Below are 17,868 nucleotides of genomic sequence, written 5' to 3'. Positions count from 1 at the left end.
ACAATTGTAATTGAATGGAGGTGCAAACATGTCTCGTATTGGTCGCAAACCAATCACCATTCCAAGTGGTGTAAATGTAACACTAGAGAATACTCAAATCACGGTTAAAGGCCCTAAAGGTTCTTTGTCCCGTGAACTTCATAAAGATATGAAAGTAAGTGTTCTAGAAAACGAGATTTCCGTTGAGCGCCCTTCCGACAATAAGCTCCACCGTGCTTTGCATGGTACAACACGTAGTGTTGTTGCCAACATGGTAAGTGGTGTAACGGAAGGCTTCGCGAAATCTTTGGATCTAGTAGGCGTAGGTTACCGTGCTAACAAAAGCGGTGACAAACTGGTTCTTAACGTAGGGTATTCTCACCCAGTTGAAATCACTCCAGAGGGCGGTATTGAGTTCGAAGTTCCTTCGAACACTAAAATTATCGTTCGCGGAATTGATAAAGAACGCGTTGGTGCTATGGCAGCTAAAGTTCGTGCAGTACGTGAGCCTGAGCCGTATAAAGGTAAAGGTATCAAGTATGAAGGCGAGCGTATTCTTCGTAAAGAAGGTAAAGCTGGTAAGAAGAAATAAGATCGTTAGATCGCGGGTAATAGCTAAGAGCTTTCGTGAGAAAGCTTGCTATCTAAGCATAAGCCTCGCATCATAAGTGATGAAAGGAGTGTAAGTATAGATGATTACTAAAGGCGATAAAAACAAAGCACGTTTGAAAAGACACCTTCGCGTTCGTAAGAAAATTGAAGGTACTACTGCTCGCCCACGTTTGAACATTTTCCGTTCTTCCAAACACATGTATGCACAACTGATTGATGACACTACTGGTGTTACAATTGCTGCAGCATCCACTCAAGATAAAGATCTGAAAAGTGATATCGGTAACGGTGGTAACGTAGAAGCTGCTCGTAAAGTTGGCGCATTGATCGCAGCACGTGCGAAAGAAAAAGGTGTAAACCAAGTGGTTTTTGACCGCGGTGGATACCTTTATCATGGACGTGTGCAAGCATTGGCTGATGCAGCTCGTGAAGCTGGACTAGAATTCTAGGAAATAGATATATAAGGAGGTAAAAGACTTGCGTGTAGATCCTAATACTTTAGAGCTAACAGAAAAAGTTGTTAATATTAATCGCGTAGCTAAAGTAGTAAAAGGCGGACGTCGTTTCAGCTTCAGCGCACTTGTTGTCGTTGGCGATGGCAATGGCTGGGTTGGCGCAGGAATCGGTAAAGCTTCCGAAGTTCCTGATGCAATCCGCAAAGGAATTGAAGATGCGAAAAAGAACTTGATTCATGTTCCAATCGTAGGCACTTCTATTCCTCACCTTGTAACTGGTAAGTTTGGAGCAGGACGCGTTCTGCTTAAACCAGCTTCCCAAGGTACAGGAGTTATCGCAGGCGGACCAGTTCGTGCAGTACTTGAACTAGCTGGTATCGGCGATATTTTGACAAAATCCCTGGGTTCATCGAACTCTATGAACATGGTTAACGCAACGCTTGAAGGCTTAAGCCGTTTGAAAAAAGCGGAAGAAGTTGCAAAGCTTCGTGGTAAAACTGTTCAAGAGTTACTAGGTTAGGAGGGGTAAACATGGCGAAACAACTACAAATTACCCTAAAACGCAGCCTGATTGGCCGCCCTGAAACGCAACGTGTTACTGTGAAAACTCTTGGTCTGCGCAAGCTGCACCAAACTGTTCTTCACCAAGACAACGCAGCAATCAGAGGTATGGTTAATCAAGTGAGCCATTTGGTAGAAGTTAAAGAAATCGAAGCATAATTGCACGATATTAAGATCTAGAGGAGGTGTACAACGATGAAGTTACATGAACTAAGTTCTGCTACAGGGGCTCGTCAAACTCGCAAACGTGTTGGACGTGGAACAAGTAGTGGTATGGGTAAAACATCAACTCGCGGACACAAAGGTCAAAACGCACGTTCCGGTGGTGGCGTTCGTCCTGGATTCGAGGGTGGACAAAATCCATTATACCGTCGTTTACCTAAACGTGGTTTCACGAACCGTTTCCGTACGGAGTACGCAATCGTGAACCTTGAAGATTTGAACAATTTCGCAGCTGGTACCGAAGTTACTCCAGAAGTTTTGATGGAGTCTGGTATTGTTAAAGCTCCTAAAGACGGCATCAAGATTTTAGGAAACGGTGAAATCACAGTAAAATTAACCGTTAAAGCGAATAAGTTCTCTCAATCAGCGATTGAGAAAATCCAAGCTGCCGGCGGTCAAACCGAGGTGATTTAATGTTCAGTACCATAGCCAACATCTTCAAGGTAGAGGATTTGCGTAGAAGGATTGTATTTACACTCATCTTGTTAATCGTCTACCGTTTAGGTGCTTTCATTCCGGTACCTAACATAAATACAGATGTTCTTAAACTTCAAGACCAAGCGAATCAGAGCGATGTCTTTGGTTTGCTTAACACGTTTTCCGGCGGTGCGCTCTTCCAATTCTCCATCTTCGCGATGGGAATTATGCCTTACATCACAGCTTCTATCATCGTTCAGCTTTTGTCCATGGATGTAGTCCCGCGCTTTGCGCAATGGGCGAAAGAAGGCGATGTTGGAAGAAAGAAGATGACGCAAGTTACTCGCTACGGTACAATCATCCTAGGTATTGTGCAAGCATTCGGTCTTTCAATCGGGTTCAACCGCTTATATAGCGGGCTCGTTATTGATCCAGGTTTCGCAACTTTTGCATTGATTGCTATCGTACTGACTGCTGGTACAGCTTTCTTGATGTGGCTCGGGGAGCAAATCACTGAATTTGGGATTGGCAACGGTATTTCCATTATCATCTTTGCAGGTATCGTCGCGGCGATTCCTACAAGCATACAGCAAATCTACAAGTCACTGTTTGCGACCGAAGGAGCTTTGTTCCTGAATATCGTAAAACTGATCATTATTGCTATCGTTGTTGTGCTGATTATTGCTGGTGTCATCTTTGTACAACAAGGGGTTCGTAAGATTCCTGTACAATATGCTAAGCGTGTAGTTGGTCGTAAAATGTATGGTGGTCAAACTACGCACATTCCACTTAAAGTGAATGCTGCTGGTGTAATCCCAGTTATCTTCGCACTTTCGTTATTAATGTTCCCTCCAACCATTGCAAGTTACTGGAGAGGTAATGTTGTTGCAGAATGGATTATTAACAACTTGAGTATTAACCAGACTGCTCCGTTAGCGATTGTTCTGTATGTACTGTTGATTATCGGTTTCACATACTTCTACACTTTCGTACAAATTAATCCAGTTCAAATGGCTGATCAGATGAAGAAAAATGGCGGCTACATACCGGGGATCAGACCTGGTAAAACAACTTCTGTTTATCTGACTCGTGTAATGACTAGAATTACTCTTTCTGGAGCTCTGTTTCTCTCAGCAATCTCGATTCTCCCTATGCTTTTTGGAGGTCTTGCAGGTTTGCCAAGTTCGGTTCGGATTGGTGGTACTTCTTTACTTATCGTAGTAGGCGTTGGTCTTGAAACGATGAAACAAATCGAGAGCCAATTGATTAAACGGCATTACAAAGGGTTTATCAATAAATAGCAAATAGGTTCTGATGGGGCAAATTATGCGACATCGGCACCTATTGTGCTGTTCGTAATGCCGAGTGCGATGGGAGGATTTAAAGTTGAACGTAATTTTTATGGGGCCTCCTGGTGCAGGCAAAGGTACGCAAGCTGAAAAGATCGTAAGTGAATTTCAAATTCCTCATATCTCAACTGGAGATGCGTTTCGCTTGGCGATGAGCCAAGGAACACCACTTGGTGTTGAAGCCAAGGGTTATGTGGATAAGGGGCTTCTTGTTCCTGATGAAATCACGAACGGTATTGTAAGAGAGCGTCTTGCTCAACCGGACTGCGATAAAGGTTTCCTGCTTGACGGGTTCCCGAGAACTGTTGCTCAGGCAGATGCTTTGGCTGAAATTGTAGATTCCTTAGGCAAGAAGATTGAATTAGTAATCAATCTTTCCGTTGATCGCAGCTTTTTGCTCGCACGACTAACCGGCCGAAGAATTTGTAAATCCTGTGGTGCTACGTATCATGTAATCTTCAACCCACCAAAGCAAGATGGCGTATGCGATAAGTGTTCAGGTGAGTTGTACCAACGATCTGATGATACGGAAGAGAAAGTCGGAACGCGTTTGGATGAGTACATCAACAAAACCGCTCCGCTGCTGGATTACTACCAAAAGAGGGAATTATTGCGTGAGGTTAACGGGGAACAAGACATTCATGCGGTAACCGAACAAATTAGTTCACTGCTACGAGGTCTAGCGTAATGATCATTTGTAAGTCCGAGGTTGAACTAGACCTTATGCGAGAAGCAGGTCGTATCGTAGCAGATACGCACCGCTTATTGGCAAGGGCAATTCGTCCGAACATTACAACGAAAGAACTTGATCAGATCGCAGAGGATTACATTCGCAGTCAGGGAGCAATTCCATCTTTCAAAGGCTATAACGGTTTTCCTGGAAGCATTTGTGCTTCAGTCAACGAAGAATTAGTTCATGGTATTCCTGGTCCAAGAAAGCTGGTTGAGGGCGATATTATCTCTATTGATATTGGCGCTCAGTATAAAGGTTATCATGGAGATTCTGCTTGGACGTATCCTGTCGGTGAGATATCTGAAACAGCCAAACGTTTGTTAGCCGTGACAGAAGAATCACTGTATCGAGGCATAGCAGAAGCTAAACCGGATGCTAGACTCTACACGTTGTCGCATGCAATCCAAACTTGTATTGAAGACGCAGGCTTCTCCGTGGTTATAGAGTATGTCGGTCACGGTATCGGAACGGATCTTCACGAAGAACCACAAATTCCGAATTACGGTGTACCTGACAAAGGTCCCCGTCTCAAACCAGGCATGGTCCTAGCCATTGAACCCATGGTGGTCGTTGGCGAAAGATTCGTCCAAACACTCGAAGACGATTGGACCGTTGTCACCGCGGATCGTACATTATGCGCTCATTTTGAACATACGGTTGCTATAACGGCTTCTGGTTACGAAATATTAACCTTGCCTAGATCGTAGGTGATGATGAATGGATAGGTTGATGCCGAAGGTGGGTCAAATCGTAAAGGTGCTTCGCGGTAGAGACCCCGGAGAATATGCGGTCGTGATTGGCATTGTCGATGATCGCTTTGTCTGGCTTGCAGACGGCGTACATCGGAAATTCGATCAGCCGAAGAAGAAGAACCTGAATCATCTTCAAATACAAGAAACGATTAGTAGTGAAGTGGAGTCAAGCATTAGGGAAACAGGTCGTGTTACTAATGGAAAGTTGCGCTTCGCAATTGCCAAATTCGTTGAACTCAAGCAAGTTGAAGCACAAGAGAAAGGAGAATGACTGTGGCCAAAGAAGATGTAATTGAAGTAGAAGGTACAGTGATTGAACCTCTTCCGAATGCAATGTTTAAGGTTGAATTGGAAAATGGTCATAAAATCCTAGCCCATGTATCTGGTAAAATCAGAATGCACTTTATCCGCATTTTACCTGGAGACAAGGTTACCGTAGAATTATCGCCTTATGATTTAACGAGAGGCCGTATAACCTACCGCTTTAAATAAATGTTCGGCTTACATGTAAGTTACTCTCTCAAGGCGTATGCTTACGAAGCAAGTTTTCTAACAGAAAACGCAACATGGTTGCTTACGATGATAAGGAGGGCTTAGAAATGAAAGTTAGACCATCGGTTAAACCGATTTGCGAGAAATGCAAAGTTATTCGCCGTAAAGGTAACATTATGGTAATTTGCGAAAATCCAAAGCACAAACAAAAACAAGGTTAAAAGGAGGTGCAATCTGTAGATGGCACGTTTAGCTGGAGTTGACTTACCTCGTGACAAACGAGTAGTAATCGCGTTGACTTACATTTTCGGTATCGGCACTACAACTGCTCAGAAAATCATCGCTTCAACAGGTATTGACGGCAGCACTCGCGTTCGCGACCTGACGGAAGATGAAGTGAGCAAAATCCGTGATGTAATTGACAAAACCCTTAAAGTAGAAGGCGACCTTCGCCGTGAGATTTCCCTGAACATCAAACGTCTAATCGAAATCGGATCCTACCGTGGTCTTCGTCACCGCCGTGGTCTTCCTGTTCGTGGTCAACGTACTAAAACTAATGCTCGTACACGTAAAGGTCCTCGTCGTACAGTAGCTAATAAGAAGAAATAATAAAGGGGGTTAGAGCTAATGGCAAAACCTAAAAAAGTAGTCCGTACGAAACGTCGTGACCGTAAAAATATTGAGTCCGGAGTTGCACACATCCGTTCAACATTTAACAATACGATCGTAACGATCACGGATCCTCATGGCAACGCAATTTCCTGGGCATCTTCAGGAAACCTTGGATTCAAAGGTTCCCGTAAAAGTACACCTTTTGCGGCACAAATGGCAGCTGAAAAAGCAGCTAAAGCAGCTATGGAGCACGGCTTGAAAACTGTTGAAGTTATGGTTAAAGGTCCAGGCGCTGGCCGCGAAGCAGCAATCCGCTCTTTGCAAGCAGCAGGTCTTGAAGTAAACCTGATTAAAGACGTGACTCCGGTTCCTCACAATGGCTGCCGTCCTCCAAAACGTCGTCGCGTATAATTCAGGATTACTTTGTAGTATAATTATCTTAAAAACGTGAATAATGGTTTGAAGGATAGGCATACTATGAAATTTTGAAGCGAAGTATCCAGAGGGAAACGACGTATTGAATGGAGGGTACATTTCATGATCGAAATCGAAAAGCCAAAAATCGAAACTGTAGCATTGAGTGAAGACGGCGCTTATGGAAGATTTATCATAGAGCCTTTGGAGCGTGGCTATGGTACAACATTAGGTAACTCACTACGTCGTATCTTACTGTCCTCTTTACCCGGGGCTGCAGTAACCTCTGTCCAAATCGATGGCGTTTTGCATGAGTTTTCAACGATTCCTGGCGTGCTTGAGGATGTAACGGAAATTATCCTTAATCTTAAAGGACTTTCGTTGAAAATTCACTCCGATGAGGAGAAAGTGCTTGAAATTGATGCAGAAGGAGAAGGTAATATTACTGCGGCAGATATTCGCGGTGATAGCGATGTGGAGATTCTTAACCCGGATCTGCATATTGCAACCTTATCTCCGGATGCGCGTCTTCACATGAGGATTCATGCGGGCAGAGGACGCGGTTACGTCCAATCGGATAAAAATAAGCATGAAGAGCAACCAATTGGTGTGATTCCGATTGATTCGATCTACACGCCTATTACCCGAGTAAATTACAGTATCGAGAATACTCGCGTCGGCCAAGTGACGAACTATGATAAGTTGACCCTCGAAGTGTGGACCGATGGAAGTATTAGACCAGAAGAAGCAGTAAGCTTGGGCGCCAAAATCTTAACTGAACATCTGAACTTGTTCGTCGGTTTGACGGACGAAGCCAAAGATGCTGAGATTATGGTGGAGAAAGAAGAAGATAAGAAAGAGAAAGTTCTGGAGATGACTATTGAAGAGCTGGATCTATCTGTTCGTTCTTACAACTGCCTCAAGCGTGCAGGGATTAACACCGTACAAGAGCTAATTACCAAAACAGAAGAAGACATGATGAAAGTTCGGAACTTAGGTCGCAAATCGCTTGAAGAAGTTCAAGAAAAGCTCGAAGAGCTTGGTTTGGGTCTTCGTACCGAGGAATAGTCTTGTCAGAAGGAGGTTAATTCAATGAACTACAGGAAGTTGAACCGCGATTCCAGTAATCGTAAAGCATTGTTCCGTGATCTGGTTACAGATTTGTTCATACATGAACGCATTCAAACTACAGAAGCAAAAGCAAAAGAAATTCGTTCCATCGCTGAGAAGTTAATCACTCTTGCGAAACGCGGAGATCTTCATGCACGCCGTCAGGTTGCTGCTTTTGTTCGTAGAGAGGCTGCAAACGAAAACCAAGATGCGATTCAAAAACTTTTCTCCGATTTGGCTACTCGTTACTCCGAGCGTCCAGGTGGATACACGCGTATCCTTAAACTGGGACCACGCCGCGGTGACGCAGCACCAATGGTATACCTAGAGCTAGTAGATCGCGCATAAGACGGATGGGAAAGGGTGGACGGAATCATAGATTCTGGTGAAGCCCTTTTTTTGCAGTCTTTTACCTGACCTATACGGTAGGAAGGATGACTCATGGAGGAACAAGCCTTGAGAAATCTACGGTTTACCATAAGTTATGATGGCACAGCATACTCAGGCTTTCAGATTCAACCCAATGCGGATACCATCCAGCAGCGGTTAGAACAGGCTGTTTATCTGTTGACTGGTGAGCAAGTGAAAGTGGCCTCCTCGGGGCGCACTGATGCGGGTGTTCACGCCAAAGCGCAAGTTATTAATTTTACCACGAATTCCAAGATACCTGTGGAACGTTGGTGTTTAGCTCTAAACGCTAGACTACCCAAGGACATCGTCGCTCATACGGCGGAGGAGGTCCCCCCATCTTTTCACTCCCGCAAAGCCGCGAAACGCAAAACTTACTGTTACACGATTCGTTCGGTGCGCTTCCCTGATGTCTTTCACCGCAATTATGAATACCATCACCCTACGCATTTAAACGTGGAAGCCATGAGTGAGGCGCTCCCTTGTTTGCTAGGAGAGCATGATTTCACTTCGTTTTGCACGGTGAGAACGGATAAGGAAGTAAAGGTGAGAACCCTCTACGAGGCTCGTATGGTGCTTGAAACCGACGAGTTTACCGGTGGGGGTCAGGTTGAAAGGATTCGGATCATTGTGACGGGGAACGGCTTCCTTTATAACATGGTTAGGATCATTGTAGGAACGTTAATTCAGATTGGCGAAGGTAAGAGACCTAGCAGCGATATGCAGCGCATTCTTGAGGCCAGAAACCGGGCTGAAGCAGGGCCTACTGCCGAAGCGATGGGGTTAATGTTGTGGAAAGTAGAGTATTAAAAAACTTGAAACTTTTCTTGCTTCTTCACTAGGTTTCGTGTAGAATATAACTTGGCGTTTCGTGATCGGCTATCCCACAGCCCCTGATCCGCAGCTGCCACAACCATCCATCGATTATGTAAGTTAACTATAATAAATATGTATTTGAGATATATTTTTAGGAGGATTCAGCATGCGCACGACATATATGGCGAAGCCAAATGAAGTAGAGCGTAAATGGTACATTGTTGACGCTGCAGGCCAAACACTTGGCCGTCTTGCAAGTGAAGTTGCTAGCATTATCCGCGGTAAGCACAAACCGGAGTTCACTCCACACGTAGATACTGGTGATTTCGTAGTTGTTATCAATGCTTCCCAAATTAAGCTTACTGGTAAAAAAATGCAAAACAAAATGTACTACCGTCACTCTTTATACCAAGGTGGTTTGAAAGTGACTTCCGCTCAGGACTTGCTTAACAGCAAACCTGACCGTATGATCGAATTCGCTGTACACGGTATGCTTCCTAAAAACCGTCTTGGCGACAGCTTGAAAACAAAGCTTAAAGTATACGGTGGAGCAGAACACCCACATCTAGCACAACAACCAGAAGTTTGGAATCTTCGCGGTTAATATAAGGAGGAACGTTTCGTGGCACAAGTTCAATATTATGGAACGGGTCGTCGTAAACATTCGGTAGCGCGTGTGCGCCTAGTACCGGGTGAAGGACGCATCATTATCAACAAACGTGATCTAGATGAGTATTTCGGTCTAGAAACTTTGAAACTTATCGTTAAACAACCTTTGGCATTGACAGAAACTGTCGGTAAATACGACGTTTTGGTTCTTGCTAATGGTGGTGGAATCAGCGGACAAGCTGGAGCAATCCGTCACGGTATCTCCCGTGCTTTGTTGAAAGCTGATCCTGAATACCGTGGATCCTTGAAAAAAGCTGGATTCCTAACACGTGATTCCCGTATGAAAGAGCGTAAAAAATATGGATTGAAAGCCGCTCGTCGCGCTCCTCAATTCTCCAAACGTTAAGATCTTGCGCTTCGGCGCTCGAAAGAAACCTTCCTGGCAGCTTGCTGGGGAGGTTTTTTTGTCATTACGTAGGTTTTTATCTTTTTCGTTGAAAAGTATTCTCAATACGCGCCATTTTTACCGTTTTGAATATATATAAGTGTGTAAATAAGGTAAAGTTAATACCAAAATGATGATAAGTCATTGACAGGAAGAATAACTCAGCTATAATTAAATATAAATCATACAATATAACTCGGAATTAAAAATGGAGGTAACGTACCAATGAATCTTTTCGAAAAAGAAGCCTTTGTTACTAAAGCCGCTGAAGAATTTGAAAATCAGCCCGCTGAAGCTGTTTTGAGATTAGCTGTCGAAAAATTCCCTAGTTTAACACTTGCATGTAGCTTTGGAGCGGAAGATGTTGTGCTTGTTGATATGCTTCAAAAGATTAATCCGAACGTAGATATCTTCTACTTGGATACGAATGTTCATTTTCCAGAAACTTATGAAACTAGGGATCGTCTTGAGCAGCATTACGGAACGAAATTCGTTCAAGTACTGCCGAAATTAACGCTTGAAGAGCAAGCTGAGAAATTTGGCGACGAGCTTTGGAAAAGCGATGCAAATCAGTGCTGCAACATTCGTAAGGTCGATCCGCTTACAGATATTCTAAAAAACTACGATGCATGGATTACGGGAATCCGCCGCGATCAAGCTCCAACTCGTGCAAATGCAAAAAAAGTAGAATATGATGTGAAATTTGGTTTGATTAAATTCAATCCGTTGGCTAACTGGACGTCGGAAGATGTATGGAATTACATTCGTGAGAATAATGTAATTTATAACCCGCTGCATGATCGTAACTATCCCAGCATTGGCTGCACGCATTGCACACGTCAAGTAGCAGAAGGAGAAGATCCACGCGCAGGCCGTTGGGCGAATACGGAGAAAACGGAATGCGGTCTCCATAAATAAGAATGGCGGGATGATGGGGGGACTACGTCAATGACGAGGATCAAACCACATGGTGGCGAATTAATCAACCGCTTGGTACCGGCAGAGCATAGAGAAGAATTTCTCAAAGTCGCGGCTTCCTTGAAACAAATTCGTGTAAACTCATGGACCATTTCTGACCTTGATCTTATTGCAGTAGGTGCGTTCTCCCCTCTAATCGGTTTTCTTGATGAAGCAAATTACAATACGGTTGTAGAAACTATGCGTTTAACAGATGGGACGGTTTGGAGTATTCCAATTACATTGTCCATTCCTCCTGACATTGCTGCTACCATCTCTATTGGTGAGCAGGTTGCGCTTGTCGGCGAGGAAGATGGTGTACCATATGCTATCTTAGACACGACTAGTATCTACAAAGTCGACCAAATGAATGAAGCTGTTAAAGTTTTTAAAACCGTTGATATGGCACATCCAGGAGTAGATAAGCTCTTTTCTAGATCCTCTACCAATATCGGTGGACCGATCCAGATGCTGAATCGTCCTAAGCCGAAGAAGTTTGAAGAGTTCTACTATGATCCATCGGAGACGCGTCGTATTTTTGCGGAAAAGGGCTGGAAAACCGTTGTTGGTTTCCAAACGCGTAATCCGGTCCATCGTGCGCATGAATACATTCAGAAATCTGCGATGGAGATCGTGGATGCTTTATTTCTCAACCCGCTTGTTGGTGAAACGAAGTCTGATGACATTTCTGCTGATGTTCGGATGAAAAGCTATCTAGTTCTCCTCGAGAACTATTATCCAAAGAATCGTACGCATCTTGGCGTTTATCCGGCCGCTATGCGCTATGCAGGGCCCCGTGAGGCGATTCTGCACGCTATAGTGCGTAGAAACTATGGTTGCACTCATTTTATCGTTGGACGCGACCACGCGGGCGTAGGCGACTACTACGGTACGTATGAGGCGCAAGAGATTTTCAGCGGGTTTACGACAGATGAATTGGGGATCACTCCTCTATTCTTTGAGCACAGCTTCTTCTGCACCAAATGCGGTAACATGGCGTCCAGTAAAACCTGTCCACATGATAAGTCATACCACATGCACCTCTCGGGTACGAAGGTACGCGGCCTTCTTAGAGATGGACAGTGCCCACCGCCGGAGTTTACTCGTCAAGAGGTTGCTCAAGTTTTAATTGAAGGGCTTCGCGACCCTGATTATCACGTGTAAGCAAGGTATATTTGTCCACCCTGTCCCATATAGATGATACAGAGTCTATGGGGAACAGAGGTGGATTTTTTATGCGTAAAAGGAAGAAGCGGTTGGTTGTCTGGCTGACTTTTCACAGCAGCCTCAAGCTAGCACTTTCGACTTTACTGGTAGCGCTTGTGGTTTTTATCTATGCCTATGAGCTTCCGGCGACGAAAACCTGGTCAGACTGGACATTACCGTTATCGGGTAAAACCATCGCGCTGGATGCCGGGCATGGTGGGCCGGACGGCGGTGCTTCGAGCAAAGAAGGTGTGATTGAGAAAGATATCAATCTAGCCATTACTTTGCAATTGCGTGATTATTTACAGCAAGCAGGGGCGCTCGTTGTAATGACCAGAGAAACGGATACAGATCTAGCAGACCCAGGTACCAAAGGGTACAGTAAACGAAAAACAGAAGATCTCCACAATCGAGCGGATATGATAAATGAGAAAAATGCCGATATGTTCCTCAGCGTTCATTTGAACAGTATTCCTTCACCTAAGTGGAAAGGCGCACAAACGTTCTACTATACGAATAACCCTAATAACTCCAACCTTGCTGCGCTAATTCAACTCGAATTAAAAAGAAATTTGGAAAATACTGATCGTGTCGCCAAGCCTGCAGACAAAACGGTGTATTTGCTAAAAACATTAAAAATTCCGAGTGCACTCGTAGAAGTAGGGTTCCTTTCTAATCCGGATGAAGCAAGACTTCTTGCTGATGAGAAATATCAGAAAATGGTTGCCGCAGCCATTTATCAGGGTGTTCTTAGATTTTATGCCGGTGAGAAAGTGGGTTCTGAATCATAATGTGTTATAATAAAGGCCACTAATATAATTACGATCTCTTAATAAAGGTGAGTGGCTATGATAAATAAAGAGCAGCTATTAGAAGCTTTAAAACCTCTGCAAGAGCCTCGATATAACCAAAGTGTTGTCGAGCTGAATTTGGTTCGGGATATTTTAATAAAAGAAGAAAGTGTCTCGCTAAGTTTGATCGTTGCAACGGAAGATGAAGCTTATAAAGACACGGCGAAGAACTTTATTCGTGAAGCTATAGAACAACTTGGAGCAGAGCAGGTTCATATTCGATTTAGATTGATGACGGACTATGAACGAAATCAGATTGAAGAGCTACATAAACCAACTTCAAGCGCTTCAGATAGCACTAAGGACACCAAACCCGTACAACCTCCTATCGATCAACCCATATTGGGTGAAGCGTCCAAGGTACAGTTTATTGCTGTGGCCAGTGGTAAAGGGGGCGTAGGTAAATCGACGGTAACGGTGAATCTAGCTGTTGCGTTAGCACGCCAAGGGAAAAAAGTAGGCATCATCGATGCAGATATTTACGGCTTTAGCATCCCGGATATGATGGGCATTGAAGAACAGCCTAAGCTCGTTGATAATGTCATCCTGCCAGTAGAGAAATTCGGTGTCAAAGTTATTTCTATGGGTTTCTTTGTTCAAGATAATGCACCCGTTATTTGGCGCGGGCCGATGCTGGGTAAGATGCTGCGGAACTTCTTTAACGAAGTGAACTGGGGGGATGTGGAGTATATCCTTCTAGATCTTCCTCCAGGCACAGGGGATGTTGCACTTGATGTGCATCAGCTAATTCCACAAAGTAAAGAAGTGATCGTGACTACACCGCATGCAACTGCAGCTTTCGTAGCGGCTAGAGCTGGCGCAATGGCGATTCAAACAAACCATGAAGTGTTAGGGATTGTTGAAAATATGTCCTACTATGAGTGCAAAGATTGCGGCAGCAAGGATTACGTATTTGGAAAAGGCGGCGGAGCTAGACTTGCGGATGACTTACATAGTGAATTATTAGCTCAGATTCCGCTTGGAGCTCCTGATAATCACATTTCAGAAATTGATTATTCACCGTCGGTGTATAAACAAGAGTCCAAAACAGGTCAAATCTATCTGGAAGTGGCCGCGAATATCATCGCTAAATTAGAAAAGTAATAGAAAAGGGCTGGCGGAGAACCTCTCCGTTAGCCCTTTTTCGTGTCCTATTGCGAATCGGATGAACCGGATTCTTTCTTCTTCTTCTCGGTATCTTCAGAGTCGCTTTTTTCATCCTTTTGTTTATCGTCTCCACTGCCTTTATCTTTACTATCCCCGCCACTTTCATCTTTCTTTTGAGCGGCTTTTGCCGTAGGCATTTGATCAGGCTTGCTCTGCTGAGCAATAGCGGATTTAAGCAAATCGACCATATGTGCGCGGAAAAGAGGGCTCTGAATCGACTCTTCCATCACGGTCATCATTTGCTGGCGATAAGCTGCGGTTTTCATGACATCGAGCATCATTTTCTCGTAGTCAGGGTTTTTCATCACATCAACAAGTGACTTTTGATATTCAGGATCTTTTAATAGTTCTTTAAACATTTGTTTTGTCTCTTTTTGAATGGCTTTTGCAAAATCTCCTGCAAATTTTGGATCCTTCATCATATCTGTGAGAAACATGTTATTTTCTTTTGCTGTTAAAACATCTTTGACAGCCATTTGTAGCTGCAATGATTCGTTGGCTGAGAGTAGTTTGATCTGAGACTGGCCAGCTACACCTGTCGCACCAACATCACCATTCATGATGCTGCGATTAGCCGCGCTAATTGCTTTTTTACCGTCTTCTGACTTTAGAATATCAAGAATCATGGTCTTTTGTTCTTTATACGTACCCGCTTGTGATTGACCCTGCGATGATTTGTCAGTCCCGCACGAAGAAAGAAGTAAAGCAATAGTAATGAGCGGCAGGACCATCATTGGGCTTAACCTTCTTATTATCATGAGAAAAAGCTCCCTTCCCTAGCTAAGTAATGTTAGTATGCGTGGTTAGGGATAGATTATAAGGGCAAATCATTGGCTTTTTATCTCAATCGTTGGTACAATTAACAATTAGAGTCTATGATGGAGGGAATGCACGTGACGCTTCGCAAATGGTTTCATTTATTTTGGACAACACTATTATTAGGAATGATTGTCTCTATAGGAATCGGGCTAATTTTACAATTTTCCGATAAAGAATTTTCTGTGATGGGGTTGTCGGCTGTAGGCTTCAATGTGGTAAATATGCTGCTTGGGGGAGCGACGATTAGCGTCCTAAGTCAAATGGGCTTTTTCGCTTATCTGATCGTCAGATTTATTGCCGCGGGGATTATTAAATCCAAGACGGTGTGGGATCTTTTACAACTAACGATTGTCATCGTCGTGCTGATTGACCTTGTGTATCTCAGAATGGCCAATTTTGAAGGAAATGATTCCGTATTAAGTTACTCTATATTGCCACTGATCATACTGATAATTTCTTTGGGAGTTGCTTACTGGAAAGTCAAAATGACGAATCGAAACGCCTTTATTCCGACCTTATTCTTTATGTGCGCTGTATCCGTGCTTGAAGCCGTTCCTGCGCTTAAATTAGACAATGCTGCTTCGAGCTTGTTTATGTTAGCTCCACTATTGGTTTGTAATGCATGGCAAATTCTAATTTTACATAAAATATTAGATAACAAAAAGAGCTAATTCAATTAGCTCTTTTTTTGCGGAAATTAATTGAGTTGTTTCATCGTTCTGTCTTCGACGGGGGTTGTTTGTACCTCAGTTTGTTTTATTAGTTCACTAACTGTAACGAATTCATAACCTTTGGATCTCAATTGATCAATAATAACGGGTAAGGCTTCATGGGTTTGTTGGGAAGAATCACTGGCATGCAGCAAAACAATGTCTCCTGGATGAGCCTTAGTAATAACGCGGTTTATAATCGTATCCACGCCTTTGTTGAGCCAGTCTTGCGAATCGGTATCCCATTGAATAACGGAATAACCTAGATCGTTAGCGATTCGTAGCACACGTTTGTCGAAATCCCCATTGGGCAATCGGATCAGATTGGGCTCTTTTCCGATTAATTCCGTCAATATACCATGAGCTGTCGTTATTTGTTTGCGTATTTCTTCATCGCTAAGTGTGCTGTAATTATCATGCTTATTACCGTGACTGCCGATTTCGAAGCCATCTTTCTTAATTTGTTCTACGATTTCTGGGTGAGTTTTACTCCAAGGCGAGGAGAGGAAGAAAGTTGCGTCCTTTACCCCTTTATCCTTAAGAATGTTCAGAATGGGCTCAGCTCGTTTCTCTCCCCAGGAAATATCGAAGGTTAATGCAATAACCTTTTTCTCTGTCTGTACACTATAAATCGCCGAAGGCTCAGCATTAGAAAAGACAGACACATTGCTTTGCTCCGAATAGACAATAGCTGCTGCGAATACGATGGCAAGAGCAATAAATACATATTGCTTGAATTTCCTGGCATTTAGTACAAAAAAATAGTTCATTTACAGCCTATACCTCCTCATGCCTTACAACGGGTAAGGCTTGTATACTCTTTGATAAATAATGTATGCTCGTACACAGTACTTATGCTTCCGAAATTGGAGGAAAGAGAAATGACATTTAAACCTTTATTGCAGCATTTTAAAGAAATGAAGCACTATTTCATCGTCGTTGTTTTAGTGTTTGGCGTCAGTTTCTATTTGGGCTGGGCAAACTCAGATCAATTTTCACACTTTTTAAAAGATCAGCTAGAAGGAATTAAGACGATAAGTCAATCGCTCAGTAAGAAAGACAATCCGCAAATATGGTTTTTCTTTATTATCTTCCTGAATAATGCCATCAAATCTGTGGCCATTATTTTTCTTGGGCTTCCTTTGGGTGTGCTGCCGCTCTTCATGTTGGTTGCAAACGGCATGATATTAGGGTATGTTCTATCGCTGCAAACACATGAGAGTACACTAGCTATTGTGCTCAAAGGGATTCTTCCGCATGGTATCATCGAAATCCCAGTTATACTTCTTGCCTGTGCTTATGGACTTAAAATAGGCATGTTGGTCTGGAAAAGCGCAGCGCAAATATTTATTCCTGCTGCCAATAGAACGGCTATTCCAGAACTTAAGAAAGTACTAACCTTAACCAAACCTCTTAGTGTTGTAATCGTTGTTCTTTTGTTGCTGGCGGCAATCATTGAAAGTACGCTCACCTACTGGTTGGTTCATCTGTAAAAATTTTTCAGGAAGCTTGTCATAAAAATGGCAAAATCTGAGCATAACAGTAAAGCAGTAGGGTGGCGGGCAAACGAGGGTTTTAGTTGGCCGCTTCTTTCGACTCTACTGTTAGTGCCATTAATCTCTACAGTCGAGAGGGGTTTGGGTGGATGTATGCTCGGATTTTTGTTCAATGATCGGGAATGCAGAGAGTTAGATTACGTATTACGTAAAGAGTTAGATGAAATGTTATTTGATTTGAACGACAAACGAATCGATCAAGAAATTAAAGGGGCCATAGAATCCAGATATAAAGTTATCTTCAGGATGTATGCTCGTTTAGCGACTCCCAAAGAAATTTCGAAATATGCAAGAAACCGCAACTACCAGGCTCAAAAAAAATAGGGGGTATGTTCTTGACTTACCCTCTCCTTATGTGGTACTTTATATCTCGCCCCTTGAAAAATAAGGACAAGCAAGCTGGCTTTAAATGACTCGAAAAGTTGTTTCAAAAAAAGACTTGCAATGTTTCGGGCGAATGTGGTATATTTAAAAAGTCGCCGCTAAACAGCGGTGGTGATAAACGGAAGAAATTGATCTTTGAAAACTGAACAACGAGTGAGTAAGCACAGTCGAGTAATCGACTATAAATGAGATTGTAAAATCTCGCTAGCAAGTCAATTGAGCTATTCAGCTT

At 43.2% G+C, this 17,868-nt stretch carries 27 protein-coding genes; 25 read left to right on the top strand and 2 right to left on the bottom strand.

The features are described 5' to 3' along the window. Positions 1-28: 28 nt before the first annotated feature. The 22 genes from rplF (at position 29) to GON05_RS38375 (ending at position 14,104) form a co-directional block, all read left to right on the top strand. Positions 29-571, top strand: a complete 543-nt coding sequence (rplF, locus tag GON05_RS38480) for a 50S ribosomal protein L6 (RefSeq protein ID WP_157326748.1) — start codon at positions 29-31, stop codon at positions 569-571. A gap of 100 nt (positions 572-671) precedes the next feature. Further along, positions 672-1,040, top strand: a complete 369-nt coding sequence (gene rplR, locus GON05_RS38475) for a 50S ribosomal protein L18 (protein ID WP_157326747.1) — start codon at positions 672-674, stop codon at positions 1,038-1,040. Between the two features lie 28 nt (positions 1,041-1,068). Next, positions 1,069-1,566 carry a 30S ribosomal protein S5 gene (gene rpsE, locus GON05_RS38470; protein WP_029196451.1) on the top strand — a complete coding sequence of 166 codons (498 nt, stop codon included), beginning with the start codon at positions 1,069-1,071 and terminating at the stop codon, positions 1,564-1,566. Between the two features lie 11 nt (positions 1,567-1,577). Further along, positions 1,578-1,766, top strand: a complete 189-nt coding sequence (gene rpmD, locus GON05_RS38465) for a 50S ribosomal protein L30 (protein WP_079417994.1) — start codon at positions 1,578-1,580, stop codon at positions 1,764-1,766. Between the two features lie 36 nt (positions 1,767-1,802). After that, positions 1,803-2,243 carry a 50S ribosomal protein L15 gene (gene rplO / locus GON05_RS38460; protein WP_127457532.1) on the top strand — a complete coding sequence of 147 codons (441 nt, stop codon included), beginning with the start codon at positions 1,803-1,805 and terminating at the stop codon, positions 2,241-2,243. Continuing rightward, complete coding sequence (secY, locus tag GON05_RS38455; protein WP_157326746.1) at positions 2,243-3,547, top strand: preprotein translocase subunit SecY; 1,305 nt, start codon at positions 2,243-2,245, stop codon at positions 3,545-3,547. Before rplO ends, secY begins: the two co-directional genes overlap by 1 nt. A gap of 85 nt (positions 3,548-3,632) precedes the next feature. Further along, a complete protein-coding gene (locus GON05_RS38450; protein WP_127457530.1) occupies positions 3,633-4,283 on the top strand; it encodes an adenylate kinase in 651 nt (216 codons plus the stop codon). Then, positions 4,283-5,035, top strand: a complete 753-nt coding sequence (map, locus tag GON05_RS38445; protein ID WP_157326745.1) for a type I methionyl aminopeptidase — start codon at positions 4,283-4,285, stop codon at positions 5,033-5,035. Before GON05_RS38450 ends, map begins: the two co-directional genes overlap by 1 nt. A gap of 10 nt (positions 5,036-5,045) precedes the next feature. Further along, entirely contained in the window at positions 5,046-5,351 is a 306-nt protein-coding gene (locus GON05_RS38440; protein WP_157326744.1) for a KOW domain-containing RNA-binding protein, read from the top strand. 2 nt (positions 5,352-5,353) lie between these two features. After that, positions 5,354-5,572, top strand: coding sequence for a translation initiation factor IF-1 (infA, locus tag GON05_RS38435; RefSeq protein WP_009676800.1), 219 nt, complete (start codon positions 5,354-5,356; stop codon positions 5,570-5,572). Between the two features lie 107 nt (positions 5,573-5,679). Next, entirely contained in the window at positions 5,680-5,793 is a 114-nt protein-coding gene (gene rpmJ, locus GON05_RS38430; RefSeq protein WP_029196444.1) for a 50S ribosomal protein L36, read from the top strand. A gap of 19 nt (positions 5,794-5,812) precedes the next feature. Next, positions 5,813-6,181, top strand: coding sequence for a 30S ribosomal protein S13 (gene rpsM, locus GON05_RS38425; RefSeq protein WP_145669519.1), 369 nt, complete (start codon positions 5,813-5,815; stop codon positions 6,179-6,181). Positions 6,182-6,199: 18 nt separating this feature from the next. Next, positions 6,200-6,595, top strand: a complete 396-nt coding sequence (gene rpsK / locus GON05_RS38420; RefSeq protein WP_028557470.1) for a 30S ribosomal protein S11 — start codon at positions 6,200-6,202, stop codon at positions 6,593-6,595. A gap of 126 nt (positions 6,596-6,721) precedes the next feature. Continuing rightward, positions 6,722-7,666, top strand: a complete 945-nt coding sequence (locus GON05_RS38415; RefSeq protein ID WP_029196443.1) for a DNA-directed RNA polymerase subunit alpha — start codon at positions 6,722-6,724, stop codon at positions 7,664-7,666. A gap of 24 nt (positions 7,667-7,690) precedes the next feature. Continuing rightward, a complete protein-coding gene (rplQ, locus tag GON05_RS38410) occupies positions 7,691-8,056 on the top strand; it encodes a 50S ribosomal protein L17 (protein ID WP_057304263.1) in 366 nt (121 codons plus the stop codon). Between the two features lie 108 nt (positions 8,057-8,164). Beyond that, a complete protein-coding gene (truA, locus tag GON05_RS38405; protein WP_157326743.1) occupies positions 8,165-8,926 on the top strand; it encodes a tRNA pseudouridine(38-40) synthase TruA in 762 nt (253 codons plus the stop codon). 172 nt (positions 8,927-9,098) lie between these two features. Next, complete coding sequence (gene rplM / locus GON05_RS38400) at positions 9,099-9,536, top strand: 50S ribosomal protein L13 (protein ID WP_127457525.1); 438 nt, start codon at positions 9,099-9,101, stop codon at positions 9,534-9,536. A gap of 18 nt (positions 9,537-9,554) precedes the next feature. Further along, a complete protein-coding gene (gene rpsI, locus GON05_RS38395) occupies positions 9,555-9,947 on the top strand; it encodes a 30S ribosomal protein S9 (RefSeq protein WP_090826682.1) in 393 nt (130 codons plus the stop codon). 264 nt (positions 9,948-10,211) lie between these two features. Beyond that, on the top strand, positions 10,212-10,904 hold the full coding sequence (locus GON05_RS38390; protein WP_127457524.1) for a phosphoadenylyl-sulfate reductase: 693 nt from the start codon (positions 10,212-10,214) through the stop codon (positions 10,902-10,904). Positions 10,905-10,934: 30 nt separating this feature from the next. Beyond that, positions 10,935-12,107 carry a sulfate adenylyltransferase gene (gene sat, locus GON05_RS38385; RefSeq protein ID WP_157326742.1) on the top strand — a complete coding sequence of 391 codons (1,173 nt, stop codon included), beginning with the start codon at positions 10,935-10,937 and terminating at the stop codon, positions 12,105-12,107. Positions 12,108-12,178: 71 nt separating this feature from the next. Continuing rightward, entirely contained in the window at positions 12,179-12,940 is a 762-nt protein-coding gene (cwlD, locus tag GON05_RS38380; RefSeq protein ID WP_157326741.1) for an N-acetylmuramoyl-L-alanine amidase CwlD, read from the top strand. Between the two features lie 57 nt (positions 12,941-12,997). Continuing rightward, entirely contained in the window at positions 12,998-14,104 is a 1,107-nt protein-coding gene (locus GON05_RS38375) for an Mrp/NBP35 family ATP-binding protein (RefSeq protein ID WP_157326740.1), read from the top strand. Between the two features lie 47 nt (positions 14,105-14,151). On the opposite strand, the gene gerD is transcribed toward GON05_RS38375, so the two are convergent. Further along, positions 14,152-14,901 (bottom strand): spore germination lipoprotein GerD, encoded by a 750-nt coding sequence (gene gerD, locus GON05_RS38370; protein WP_157326739.1) that lies wholly within the window; start codon positions 14,899-14,901, stop codon positions 14,152-14,154. Between the two features lie 159 nt (positions 14,902-15,060). Here gerD and GON05_RS38365 point away from each other — a divergent pair, with 159 nt between their 5' ends. Further along, complete coding sequence (locus tag GON05_RS38365; protein ID WP_181646410.1) at positions 15,061-15,657, top strand: KinB-signaling pathway activation protein; 597 nt, start codon at positions 15,061-15,063, stop codon at positions 15,655-15,657. A gap of 26 nt (positions 15,658-15,683) precedes the next feature. Here the strand turns inward: GON05_RS38365 and pdaB are convergent, their stop codons facing one another. Further along, positions 15,684-16,466: a polysaccharide deacetylase family sporulation protein PdaB gene (gene pdaB / locus GON05_RS38360; protein ID WP_157326738.1), complete on the bottom strand. Its 783-nt coding sequence runs from the start codon at positions 16,464-16,466 to the stop codon at positions 15,684-15,686. Between the two features lie 111 nt (positions 16,467-16,577). On the opposite strand from pdaB, the gene GON05_RS38355 reads away from it, so the two are divergent. Both GON05_RS38355 and GON05_RS38350 read left to right on the top strand, forming a co-directional pair. After that, positions 16,578-17,189, top strand: coding sequence for a stage II sporulation protein M (locus tag GON05_RS38355; RefSeq protein ID WP_157326737.1), 612 nt, complete (start codon positions 16,578-16,580; stop codon positions 17,187-17,189). Positions 17,190-17,345: 156 nt separating this feature from the next. After that, positions 17,346-17,576 (top strand): hypothetical protein, encoded by a 231-nt coding sequence (locus GON05_RS38350; protein WP_090826664.1) that lies wholly within the window; start codon positions 17,346-17,348, stop codon positions 17,574-17,576. Positions 17,577-17,868: the final 292 nt, after the last annotated feature.

The sequence above is a fragment of the Paenibacillus anseongensis genome (assembly GCF_009757995.1).
Taxonomy (GTDB): Bacteria; Bacillota; Bacilli; order Paenibacillales; family NBRC-103111; genus Paenibacillus_E; species Paenibacillus_E chondroitinus.
The sequence above is the reverse complement of the archived record's forward strand: the minus strand, read 5'-3'. Positions and strand labels throughout refer to the sequence as shown.

Excerpts from the sequence above, each read along its gene's own strand:
- rplF (WP_157326748.1), top strand. The coding sequence starts at position 29 with ATGTCTCGTATTGGTCGCAAACCAATCACCATTCCAAGTGGTGTAAAT.
- rplR (WP_157326747.1), top strand. The coding sequence starts at position 672 with ATGATTACTAAAGGCGATAAAAACAAAGCACGTTTGAAAAGACACCTT.
- rpmD (WP_079417994.1), top strand. The coding sequence starts at position 1,578 with ATGGCGAAACAACTACAAATTACCCTAAAACGCAGCCTGATTGGCCGC.
- rplO (WP_127457532.1), top strand. The coding sequence starts at position 1,803 with ATGAAGTTACATGAACTAAGTTCTGCTACAGGGGCTCGTCAAACTCGC.
- secY (WP_157326746.1), top strand. The coding sequence starts at position 2,243 with ATGTTCAGTACCATAGCCAACATCTTCAAGGTAGAGGATTTGCGTAGA.
- map (WP_157326745.1), top strand. The coding sequence starts at position 4,283 with ATGATCATTTGTAAGTCCGAGGTTGAACTAGACCTTATGCGAGAAGCA.
- GON05_RS38440 (WP_157326744.1), top strand. The coding sequence starts at position 5,046 with ATGGATAGGTTGATGCCGAAGGTGGGTCAAATCGTAAAGGTGCTTCGC.
- rpmJ (WP_029196444.1), top strand. The coding sequence starts at position 5,680 with ATGAAAGTTAGACCATCGGTTAAACCGATTTGCGAGAAATGCAAAGTT.
- rpsM (WP_145669519.1), top strand. The coding sequence starts at position 5,813 with ATGGCACGTTTAGCTGGAGTTGACTTACCTCGTGACAAACGAGTAGTA.
- rpsK (WP_028557470.1), top strand. The coding sequence starts at position 6,200 with ATGGCAAAACCTAAAAAAGTAGTCCGTACGAAACGTCGTGACCGTAAA.
- GON05_RS38415 (WP_029196443.1), top strand. The coding sequence starts at position 6,722 with ATGATCGAAATCGAAAAGCCAAAAATCGAAACTGTAGCATTGAGTGAA.
- rplQ (WP_057304263.1), top strand. The coding sequence starts at position 7,691 with ATGAACTACAGGAAGTTGAACCGCGATTCCAGTAATCGTAAAGCATTG.
- rplM (WP_127457525.1), top strand. The coding sequence starts at position 9,099 with ATGCGCACGACATATATGGCGAAGCCAAATGAAGTAGAGCGTAAATGG.
- GON05_RS38390 (WP_127457524.1), top strand. The coding sequence starts at position 10,212 with ATGAATCTTTTCGAAAAAGAAGCCTTTGTTACTAAAGCCGCTGAAGAA.
- sat (WP_157326742.1), top strand. The coding sequence starts at position 10,935 with ATGACGAGGATCAAACCACATGGTGGCGAATTAATCAACCGCTTGGTA.
- cwlD (WP_157326741.1), top strand. The coding sequence starts at position 12,179 with ATGCGTAAAAGGAAGAAGCGGTTGGTTGTCTGGCTGACTTTTCACAGC.
- GON05_RS38375 (WP_157326740.1), top strand. The coding sequence starts at position 12,998 with ATGATAAATAAAGAGCAGCTATTAGAAGCTTTAAAACCTCTGCAAGAG.
- gerD (WP_157326739.1), bottom strand. The coding sequence starts at position 14,901 with ATGATGGTCCTGCCGCTCATTACTATTGCTTTACTTCTTTCTTCGTGC.
- pdaB (WP_157326738.1), bottom strand. The coding sequence starts at position 16,466 with ATGAACTATTTTTTTGTACTAAATGCCAGGAAATTCAAGCAATATGTA.
- GON05_RS38355 (WP_157326737.1), top strand. The coding sequence starts at position 16,578 with ATGACATTTAAACCTTTATTGCAGCATTTTAAAGAAATGAAGCACTAT.
- GON05_RS38350 (WP_090826664.1), top strand. The coding sequence starts at position 17,346 with ATGCTCGGATTTTTGTTCAATGATCGGGAATGCAGAGAGTTAGATTAC.